Origin of the sequence: Natronoflexus pectinivorans, from assembly GCF_004345615.1 — a bacterium.
Classification (GTDB): domain Bacteria; phylum Bacteroidota; class Bacteroidia; order Bacteroidales; family Marinilabiliaceae; genus Natronoflexus; species Natronoflexus pectinivorans.
In genome coordinates this window covers 1-11,151 of record NZ_SLWK01000026.1, presented here as the reverse complement: position 1 = coordinate 11,151, position 11,151 = coordinate 1, and the positions used below count along the sequence as shown (strand labels likewise).

Sequence of the window (11,151 nt, the reverse complement as noted above, 5' to 3'; positions counted from 1 at the left end):
ATTCCGCCTTTAGAGAGCTTGAGCCGTATGATGGGAAACTATCAAGTACGGTTCTTAGGGGACAAGGGCGGAGCAATCCGCCTGCGTTACCCGACAAAGACAGACGACCATACAGATACGATAGTGATAAATTGAAAATAGAAAGGATTTAGCTTTTTGACAGGACAGTGCAAATTTGATGGAAATTTATTTTGTTTTTTTCTTCCCCCCGCAAAAAAAGAAGAAAGAAACCCCACCCACATTGCAGCACATTTGCAAGCCCCACGAGCCAACGCTCAAAACCAAAGCTTGCAAAAGAGCTGCAATTTTGCTTAGGCACCCCTGCTAATTTGTTACATTTGAGCATTAATTGATTGCATTAAAAATAAATGAAGAACGAGAAACTAACACGAAAAGAAATAATAGACAACCGCTTGAAAAAGGCTGGTTGGATTGTTGGTGACCGTTCACAAGTTATTGAAGAATTTGATATTATCGTTGACAAAAACCTTGTTCAAGAAGCTTTAACTCCATATGCAGGACATCAATACAGCGATTATGTTTTACTAGGGAAAGATGGAAAGCCATTAGCCGTTGTTGAAGCTAAAAAAGCAAGTGTTGACGCCAATATTGGAAAAGAACAAGCTAAACAATATTGCTATCACATTCAATCAAATTTTGGTGCGGATTTGCCATTCTGTTTTTATACTAATGGACATGAAATATTCTTTTGGGATTTAGAAAATTATCCACCTAGAAAAGTACATGGATTTCCTACTAGAGAAGATTTAGAAAGATTTAGTTATATCCGAAAAGCTAGAAAACCATTATCAGGTGAGCTGATTAATACTAAGATAGCAGGAAGAGATTATCAAATTAGAGCCATCCGTGCCGTGATGGAAGATTTGGAAAGAAAACGCAGAACATTCTTATTAGTAATGGCCACAGGTTCCGGTAAAACCAGAACTTGTGTAGCTATGGTTGAGACTTTAATGCGAGCAGGTTGGGCTGAGAAGGTTTTGTTTCTTGTAGACAGAATTGCACTTAGAGATCAAGCTCTTGAGGCATTCAAAGAATATCTGCCTAACGAACCAAGGTGGCCAAAGCAAGGAGAAAAGAACATTGCAAAAGATAGAAGAATTTACATTTCTACTTACCCAACAATGCTGAACATTATCCGCAATGACGATACATGTTTATCACCTCACTTTTTCGACCTGATTGTAATTGATGAAAGTCACAGAAGTATTTATAATACTTATCAAGAAGTACTAGATTATTTCAATACAATAATACTTGGGTTAACAGCGACACCAACTGATGTAATAGACCATAACACTTTCAATTTATTTAACTGTGATGATGGTGTTCCAACATTTGCATATTCATACGAAGAAGCAGTAAACAACATTCCTCCTTATTTGTGCAATTTTCAAGTAATGAAAATTCAAACGAGATTTCAAGAGGAGGGAATAAATAAGCGTACTATTTCTTTAGAAGACCAAAAAAGATTAATACTTGAAGGCAAGGAAATTGAAGAAATAAATTACGAGGGAACAGAATTAGAAAAAACGGTAACAAATAAAGGCACTAATGCTCTTATTGTGAAAGAATTCATGGAAGAATGCATAAAAGACCCTAATGGCGTTCTTCCTGGAAAGACAATTTTTTTCTGTGCGAGTAAAGCACATGCAAGGAGAATGGAGCAGATATTTGATTCTCTTTATCCTGAATATAATGGTGAACTTGCAAAAGTACTTGTATCGGAAGACCCAAGAGTATATGGCAAAGGTGGACTTTTAGACCAATTTACGAACAACGATATGCCAAGAGTTGCCATTAGTGTTGACATGCTTGACACTGGCATTGATGTAAGGGAATTGGTTAATCTAGTTTTTGCAAAACCAGTTTTTTCATACACCAAATTTTGGCAAATGATTGGTCGCGGCACTCGTTTACTAGAACCAACTAAAATGCGGACTTGGTGTGCCGAAAAAGATGTATTTCTGATTTTGGATTGCTGGGATAACTTTGAATACTTCAAGCTCAATCCAAAGGGAAAAGAACTGAAAGCTCAAATTCCAATTCCAGTGAAACTCTTTGGTTTACGATTGGATAAAATAGAAAAAGCCCAAGAAATTGTTAAAGAAGACATCGTTTCATCCGAAATTCAAAAGTTGCGGAAGCAAATTGAATCCCTTCCACAAAATTCCATTGTTATTATGGAAGCCAAAAATGACTTGCAGCGATTAGAAGATGAGAATTTTTGGATAAAATTAACTGATGAAAAGGTAGATTTTCTAAGAGCTGTTGTAAAGCCTTTAATGAGAACCATTTCAGGTGAGGATTTTAAAGCCATGCGATTTGAAAAAGATGTAGTTGAGATTTCATTGGTTGGTCTTACAGACGATAAAGACAAATTTGAAACATTAAAAGATAGTTTAATAGAGAAAATATCAGAGTTGCCATTATCGGTAAATATTGTGGCAAGAGAGAGAGAAATAATTACTGATTCCCAAAGCAATAAATTTTGGTCAACAATTTCAGAAGAAAAATACGATCAACTCATAATAAAGCTAAGTCCTTTGATGAAATTCATTGACTCAAGAATTTCGCCACTAGGTCCGGCTAAGTTCGATTTTAGTGATTTTACTACTAAAAAAGAATTTGTAGAATTTGGACCACAGAACGAATCTGTTAGCATTGCTAAATATCGAGAAATGGTTGAAGAAAAAATCAAAGAACTAACTTCAACTAATCCAATTTTGCAGAAAATACAACAAGGGCAAGCAATTACGGAAGCAGAAGCTAATGAATTGGCAAATGAATTACATGAAGAAAATCCACATATCACTATTGATTTGTTGAGAAGAGTTTACAATCATCGGAAAGCACAATTTATTCAGTTTATTCGTCACATTCTTGGAATAGAAATTCTGGAGAGTTTTCCTGAAACAGTTGCAAAGTCTTTTGATTCGTTTATACAAAGCCATAGTTACTTATCTGGTCGACAATTGCAATTTTTGGATTTACTCAAAAGCTTTATATTGGAGAAAGGAGAATTACAAAAACGAAATTTGATTGAATCTCCTTTTACCATGATTCATCCGCAAGGAATAAGAGGTGTTTTCAGTCCTCAAGAGATTAACGAAATATTAGTATTAACAGAAAAATTATTAGCAGCATAATGTTACAAAACAACGCAAAATTAAAATCACTCATCGTAAGTCTTTGGGACACACTTTGGAGTTCGGGAATTGCAAATCCTCTAACTGCAATCGAACAAATTTCCTACTTATTGTTCATAAAGAAATTGGATGAAAACGAAAAGAATGCAGAGAGGAATATTTCTGAGGGCTACTGGACTGAAAAGGATTATAAACTAAAGTTCAATGGTGAATATACACCATTTGTAGATGTCGCAAAAGAGGAAGCGAAATACAAAAAATCAAAAGACCAATCAAAAACTTTTGAAGAACTTTTGGCGGAAGCCCGAAAACCCAGAAAATCTGAAGAATTAAGGTGGAGCTATTTCAAAAATATGTCTGCTGATGCAATGCTTGACCATGTTCGGTTAAATGTATTCGAATTCATTAAAAAGCTCAATAGTGATACTGCATTTTTCACAAAACACATGGAAAGTGCCAACTTTGAATTAAGAAAGCCTTCACTTCTAGTCGAAGCCATAAAGAAGATTGATGAAATCTATATCGAGATTGAAAAGGATGCAGAAGACGGCAAACAAACACTTCAAGATATTCAAGGTGATGTATATGAAATGCTACTTAGTGAAATAGCTACAGCTGGGAAAATGGGGCAATTCCGCACGCCTAGACATATAATCAAATTAATGGCTGAGATTATAGAGCCAAAATTGGGCGATAGAATTGCAGACCCTGCTTGTGGTACTGGTGGTTTCCTTTTAGGTGCTTATCAATATATTCTTACAGATTTGGTGAGAAAGACCGAGCCAAGCAAACTTACCATTGATGAAGATGGCTTTGAAAGTGGTATTGTATCCTCTGTATTAGACCATACAAATAAAAAGATTCTTGATGAAAGTTTAGTTGGATTTGATATTGATGTAACAATGGTTCGTTTGGGATTAATGAATCTAATGATGCACGGCATTAATAATCCAAGCATTGATTACAAGGACACTCTAAGTAAGTCATACAATGAAGAAGCCAGCTATGATATTATTATGGCGAATCCTCCTTTTACAGGTAAACTAGATAAAGGAGATATTAATCCGGATTTAAGAATCGACAGCGGTTCTACCGAGTTGTTATTTCTAGTTCGTATATCCAAAATGCTTCGGGCAGGTGGCAAAGCAGCAATAATAATACCTGAGGGTGTTTTGTTTGGCAGTTCTGGTGCTCAAAAAGCAACCCGTGAAATATTACTCAAGGACAATCAACTAGAAGCTGTAATCTCATTGCCTCAAGGTGCTTTTAAACCTTATACTGGTGTTAAGACAGCCATATTGGTTTTTACAAAGGTAAAAGAAGACAGCAAGGATTGGCATACAGAGAAAGTCTGGTTTTACTCGATAGAAAATGACGGATATTCATTAGACGATAATAGGCGAAAACTTAAAGAGAATCCTTTACCAAATGTAAAAGTTGCCTTTGAGGCAAGGAATAAAATAAAATACCAAGACCGAAAAAACCACTTTTTTGTTGAACTCAAGGACATACAAAACAACGATTTGGATTTGAGCTACAACCGTTATAAAGAGTATGAATATATTGAACAGAAATATGATCCGCCTAAAGAAATCCTGACCAAATTAATTGCTTTAGAAAAAGAGATTTTAGAGGATATGAATGAATTAAACGCACTAATAGGATGATTAAAAAACTAAGTGATATTTGTTCGTTTCTTTCTGGAAATGCTTGGAAATCCTCAGAATTTACCGATGAAGGAATTCCAATAATTCGTATTAACAACTTGAATACGAATGATAATGATTTTAAATACTGGAAAGGTGATTATGATAAGAAATTTCTAATCTATGAAGGAGATTTATTAGTTAGTCTTTCAGGCACTATTAAAACATTTCAATGGAATGGGCCCGAAGCCCTATTAAATCAACGAATTGTAAAAGTTATTGCAAACCCAGAAACAAATCAAGACTGGGTTTATTATCAGATTTCCAATGTTATTGAACAAATAGCAAACAAAGGGAAGCATGCTGTAATTCGAAATGTATCAGTAAACGACTTAAAGAATTTTGAAGTTGATGTTCCCGATTTTCAAACCCAAAACAAAATTGTCGCTATTTTGGATAAAGCAAGAGCTTTGGTTCAGAAGAGGCAGAAAACAAAGGTTTTGCTAGATGAATTATTGAGAGCACAGTTTTTGGAAATGATTGGTAATCCAACAATTTCTGAAAAATATAAATTGACTACTCTTTCAACCTACTTAGAAAAAGTTCAAATAGGACCCTTTGGTTCTCAATTACATAGAGCTGATTATGTATCAAATGAAATCCCCCTTATTAACCCTATCAATATTATTGACAATAAAATAGAGCCTGATTTTGAGGTAACAATAAAAAAATCAAAATATGTATCCTTGCCAAATTATCATTTAAAAACAGGTGACATAATAATGGCTCGTAGAGGAGAAATGGGGCGGTGCGGTATTATATCAGAAAAAGAAAATGGATGGTTTTGCGGTACAGGGAGTCTTTATTTACGACCAAAGGATACTCGAAAAGCAATGTTTTTATTGCATTGTATTACAAACCGAGCAACGGTTGAATATTTGAATCACAATGCAAAAGGCGTTACAATGAAAAACTTAAACAAGACAATTATTGCTAACATCCCAATAGTAGATTGTCCAGAAGAAGTTATAATTAAGTTTAATGCAATAGTTGAAAAATATGACAAAATCAGATTGCGGGTTATAGATAATCTTCAGCAAATAGAAAACCTTTTTTATTCCGTACTTCAAAAAGCATTTAGCGGCAAGCTTAACCTTGATGTATCCATTTTATTAGACGCCTTACTTGAAGAAATCGATTTGCAAAAACCTGAAAATGATATATTCAGTATAGTAACCAACGAAGGGTATTTATTGAATTTAGTTAAGAGATTGAATAATCGAGAGTTTGAGAGCCAAGAACTTTATGATAAAGCAAAACATGTTGCTTTTCAATTATTAAAAGAAGAAGAACTTATTGCTCAAGGATATGATGAGGAAAGTAAATGTCTTAAACTGATTGCCAAATGAAGCTACTGAGTTTGGAAATAGGAGATTTAGGCAAGGATAGTTCTGGAAAGGACAAAACTTTCCGTAGTTTACATTCAGGTTTTAAGGTAAACTTTCATCGGCTTACAGATAAAGGCATGGATGCAATGTTAGAGTTCCAACCTTTTTGTTTTGCAGGTCTTAACGGAAGCGGAAAATCAAATGTATTAGAAGCAATTGCTGCAATATTTTATCATTTAGAAATTTGCGTAGCAAAGTACCGTCCCGAGAATTTTGAAGAGCATTTTTCAAGAGCTTTATGTGCTCCAGATGCGTTTACATTAAAATATCTGACCTGTAGCGGTAATAAAAAAGACTATGTCTTATTCCTTTCTGATATTGTAACGATTACTAAAGTTAGAGAGCAAGAGCCTTTAATGATTGTAGAACCTGCTCCATTTAGTAAAGATAATGACCGAGAAGCAAGGGAAGTATCATTAAAATCGTCAGATCGCTCACAAGAAAGAGCACCGGGTAAAGAATATTTGCCTGATTTGGTTGTAGGTTATTCATCAGGCGAAAACGAAATATTAAGTCTGCCATTTATAAAGAATCGTTTAATACATTTTGATGAATACAAGGAATCAGTAAAAAAAGGTCTTCCATTTTATGAACCAGAAACAAGTCTGCTGTATATAGACGAAGAAATGAGTCAGGCAGTTTTACTAGCCTGCATGCTTTTTGAAAATCCAGAAACAACTTTAAAACCTTTAAAAGATGAATTAGGTATTGTTGGAATTCGAAGTTTCCGTATAAACATTAACATGCAAACTCTTTATTTGGACGATGAAAAGAAAAACTCATCACCAATTCTCTTCCAAATAGAACACATCATTGATTCATTTAAAAGATGTTCTACTTCATGGTTCGAATCTGAGAGTAAAGTTGCCAATTCAGAGGGCAAGAAATTCCCTGTGCTTTCTCTCGACTTTTTTGTTGATGATGCTACAAAAAAAATCTTTCGTGATAATTTTAGTTCATCTTTTGAGCTTTTTAGAGCATTTCAGATATTGTATGAATTGAATTTAAACATTGTAAGTTCTTATTCTAAAAATGAGGTTTATAAATCTCACGGCTTTTACACAGATGGGAAACTTCCTGAAGCCGCACCGGAAGATAGAGTGTTTCATTTTCTAGACTATATGATTTTAAAAGAAATTGATGGGCTTGAAAAACCAAAAGAATTGCTGCTTAGGGAATTTTCTGATGGAGAACACCAATTTCTGCATACTATGGGCATTTGCTTAATGTTAAAAGACCGTAGAACTTTGCTTTTATTGGATGAACCCGAAACACATTTTAATCCTGGTTGGAGAGCAAAATTTATTAAAGTTTTAAATGATAGTTTAAAAGCTGGCGGTACCAACAACTTTTTAAAGGACGTAATCATTACTTCTCACTCTCCATTTGTTATTTCGGACTGTTTACCCAATAATGTAATTTTCTTTAAACGAAACAAGGAAATTCATAAAGTTGAAGCGAAAAGTGCGAAGCAATTAAATTTTAACACATACGGTACTTCAATAGAGATAATTTCAGATGAACTCTTTGGATATAATCAATCAATCGGAGATTGGGCAAAAAATGAATTCAAAAACATAGATTTCAATGAAATAAAAAATAATGAAGAAATTGAAAAAATAAAAGATGATTTAAGCAAAATGGGTCCTTCGATAGAAAAAGACTTAGTCTTTGCTAAACTTAATAGTATGGTAAAATAAGATGCTTAGACTTTATAAACCAATAAAAGATGATGATATTTTCAAGTTACATAAAACACTTGAAACATTGGTCTGTGATGTATGGTGTAAAGCGGATGATAAATCTTTTGAAGAAAAGTTGTCTGATGATTTAAAGAGTATTATTGCTTATAATTGTAAAGTTGGTGTAAGTTTTAAATCTGAAATTGAAAGAATATATAACATTTTCAAAGGAATTGATGAACCTCAAAAAACAAAAATAATTGAAGCTTTTAAGCAAGCAGAGCAAATTAAGCAATTATGCGATAAATCAACAAAACCGTTATTTCTTAGCGATTTACACGAAACTGTTGCGAATGACATCAAACCACTTTTTAAATGGTGTTATGAGGATTTATTGGAAAAGCAGAAGGTTGCTGGCGATAAGTTGAAATATTATAAGAAACTAATTAAGCAAAACAAATTCAAATATTGCCCATGCTGTGGCCTTATTGACTTTGAGTCAGATGATGATGATAACGAAGTCCGAGAAGCTTATGATCACTATTTGCCAAAATCAGAATTTCCATTCGCTTCTGTTAGTTTTAAGAATCTTGTTCCACTTTGCTATAAATGTAACTCTGATAGGAAAAAAGCGAAAAATCCAATCGAAAATGACCGAATTGCATACTATCCATTCATAGATAATCCAGACTCCCATTCAATGGAGATAAATTCCACTTTCGATTTAGATTTGGACGAGAATAAAGATTTGATATTAAATAATTTGGAAATTATTCTTGGTGGAGATAAGTTGAAATCTGACACTTGGAATTGGCTTTTTGATATTGAAGATCAATATTCGAGGAAAATAAGACGGAATGCTCAGTCATTTTTGAGAGATTTAAAAGAGAGATATAGAAACAAATTAAAACTAGATAGCCAAGCGAAATTTAATGATTTCCTAATTGAGGAACTTGTGTTGTACGAAAATGATATTTATTATGATTGGAGGTTTTTAAAAATTGCAATAATAAAACATTTACTAACACTAAAAAATTATATTGCAGTATATGAAAAATAGCCAACCCACAGTCGTAAGCACATTTGCAAGCCCACACGAGCCAACGCTCAAACCAAAGGCTTGCAAAAGAGCTTCCGCCTCTCCAGCCCACGTAACCGCCTTTCAGGACGGTTTTAGGATTGCCCACGCTCAAAAAAACAAAATAAATTTGTGCTTCGTGGTTAGGTTGGTGCAGTTTAACAATGACAATAGAATAAAGCTAAATAAATGACAAACAGACGGATATGAATGAACACCAGTTGCCAACACGCGGTATAGTTAATTGCCGGTGCAGTGGGTATTCGAGCGGCACAGCTCGTATCAAAAGTAATCGTAACTTGATAGGAAAGTGCTTCGAAATCGGCAACTAACCATACCGCCAACCGTTGCCACACATTAGGACGCACAATACGTGGCTTTTAGCAAATTCACTGTAAATAGCACCCAAATTTCACACTATTTCTATGACATGATTTTAGATTTTGTTAACTGATAAGACGAGAATAGCAAAACTAATAAGAATTTAAACAATTTGACAATATTAAAAAGTATGCATAATAAGAAAGTATTAGTGTTTCTAGCAAAAGCGTTTGAAACGATGGAGTTTTGTGTTTTTATAGATGTTCTTGGTTGGGCTAGAGTTGATTATGGACATGATATATTCGTTGATACATGTGGTTTTACTGATAAAGTTATAAGCACTTTTAATGTACCCATTATAGTAGATAAAACCATTGAAGAAATAAACGTTGACGAATATGACGCCTTAGCAATACCTGGTGGTTTTGGAGAATTTGGTTTTTATGAAGAAGCTTATGACGAAAGGTTTTTAGAATTAATTAAGGAATTTAATGCAAAAGGTAAAATCATTGCATCAGTTTGTTCTGGAGCATTCCCATTAGGGAAAAGTGGAGTTCTTAAGAATCGGAAAGCAACTACATACCACTTGAAAAACGGATATTATCAAAAACAACTGAAAGAGTTTGGAGTGAATGTTGTGAATGAACCAATTGTAGTTGATGATAATATTATTACGTCTTATTGTCCTGAAACAGCCCCAAATGTTGCATTTGAATTATTAAAAATGTTGACTTCAGAAGAAGAAATGGTATTAATTAAAAAAGCTATGGGATTTTAAGAAAAATGCTGCCAAATTCTTTTCTTTTACAGCCAGACTTTTTTCCTACAAAGATAAATCCTGCGTGTAACAACATTATTATTCAAACTAAATAACATTATGCTTATTGGGAAATGGACAAAAAAATAAACTTCAAAAAATCAACTATATATCATGACCTAGAAACGCAGTTCTGGTTGAGAACCTTAGCGTTTACAATTGACAATATTATAATTAGAACTTTTATAATCCCTTTCTTATTTTGGGGATTATCATTTCTATTCGATATTTCATATATTGGAAAACTCACATTACCATTTACACATAGCTTTAGTCTTGATTTTAAAAACATTACATCTATATCCATATCAATATATTTGATTGTTTTTATTATATACTCATCAATTCTGGAAAGTTCAAAATTAAAAGGAACAATTGGAAAATGGTTTTTAAGATTTAAAGTTCTTGATTATGAATATAAAAGAATCACATTCGTGAAAGCCCTATTTCGTAATTTTCTTAAGATTATATCAATATTTTCAGTAATAGGAGTTAGCCTAATTGATATGACAAAAAGACGACAAGGATTGCATGACATAATGGTTAAGACAATACTTACTAGAAAACGGATATAGTGTAGTCAGTAGTCAAGTAGATTGAAAAAAAGCTGCCGCAAAATAAAAGCAATAGTTCTTTCATTGATTATGGTTGTTCAGAATTAACACATAACGCATAATTATTACATAAGACATATTGAAAATGTTATGTCAATTGTACAATTCAGAAAAATTGACATTTTCGGAATAGACAAATATTTTTGAATGAAGAAAAAACGTGTGGCAACATCATATATAAAATATTGGGGTTTTGGTGTTTACACGAACCGCCTTACCCCGCACCAGCTTTTGTAACGGCAGACAAAGACGCACACCGCAGCCCCAACATTTCATATATGTGACCGTTGTCGGTAAGACAATTTTTAATCAAGTAAATACCTTATTTACAGATTAATACAAAACAAAAAACCAAGAAAACTTATCGAAACGAACAGC

At 33.5% G+C, this 11,151-nt stretch carries 7 protein-coding genes; all 7 read left to right on the top strand.

From position 1 onward, the window contains the following. The first annotated feature begins 368 nt into the window (after window positions 1–368). The 7 genes from EV194_RS16620 (at window position 369) to EV194_RS17230 (ending at window position 10,734) form a co-directional block, all read left to right on the top strand. A complete protein-coding gene (locus EV194_RS16620; protein ID WP_132435633.1) occupies window positions 369–3,167 on the top strand; it encodes a type I restriction endonuclease subunit R in 2,799 nt (932 codons plus the stop codon). Beyond that, window positions 3,167–4,834 carry a class I SAM-dependent DNA methyltransferase gene (locus EV194_RS16615; protein WP_132435631.1) on the top strand — a complete coding sequence of 556 codons (1,668 nt, stop codon included), beginning with the start codon at window positions 3,167–3,169 and terminating at the stop codon, window positions 4,832–4,834. The genes EV194_RS16620 and EV194_RS16615 overlap by 1 nt, the downstream gene beginning before the upstream one ends. Further along, window positions 4,831–6,222: a restriction endonuclease subunit S gene (locus tag EV194_RS16610; protein WP_132435628.1), complete on the top strand. Its 1,392-nt coding sequence runs from the start codon at window positions 4,831–4,833 to the stop codon at window positions 6,220–6,222. The genes EV194_RS16615 and EV194_RS16610 overlap by 4 nt, the downstream gene beginning before the upstream one ends. Further along, window positions 6,219–7,961: a restriction system-associated AAA family ATPase gene (locus tag EV194_RS16605; protein WP_132435626.1), complete on the top strand. Its 1,743-nt coding sequence runs from the start codon at window positions 6,219–6,221 to the stop codon at window positions 7,959–7,961. Before EV194_RS16610 ends, EV194_RS16605 begins: the two co-directional genes overlap by 4 nt. A 1-nt stretch (window position 7,962) precedes the next feature. Continuing rightward, window positions 7,963–9,003 carry a hypothetical protein gene (locus tag EV194_RS16600; protein ID WP_132435624.1) on the top strand — a complete coding sequence of 347 codons (1,041 nt, stop codon included), beginning with the start codon at window positions 7,963–7,965 and terminating at the stop codon, window positions 9,001–9,003. Window positions 9,004–9,532: 529 nt separating this feature from the next. Beyond that, window positions 9,533–10,120: a DJ-1/PfpI family protein gene (locus EV194_RS16595; protein ID WP_132435622.1), complete on the top strand. Its 588-nt coding sequence runs from the start codon at window positions 9,533–9,535 to the stop codon at window positions 10,118–10,120. Between the two features lie 113 nt (window positions 10,121–10,233). Continuing rightward, window positions 10,234–10,734, top strand: coding sequence for an RDD family protein (locus EV194_RS17230; protein WP_132435620.1), 501 nt, complete (start codon window positions 10,234–10,236; stop codon window positions 10,732–10,734). Window positions 10,735–11,151 lie beyond the last annotated feature (417 nt).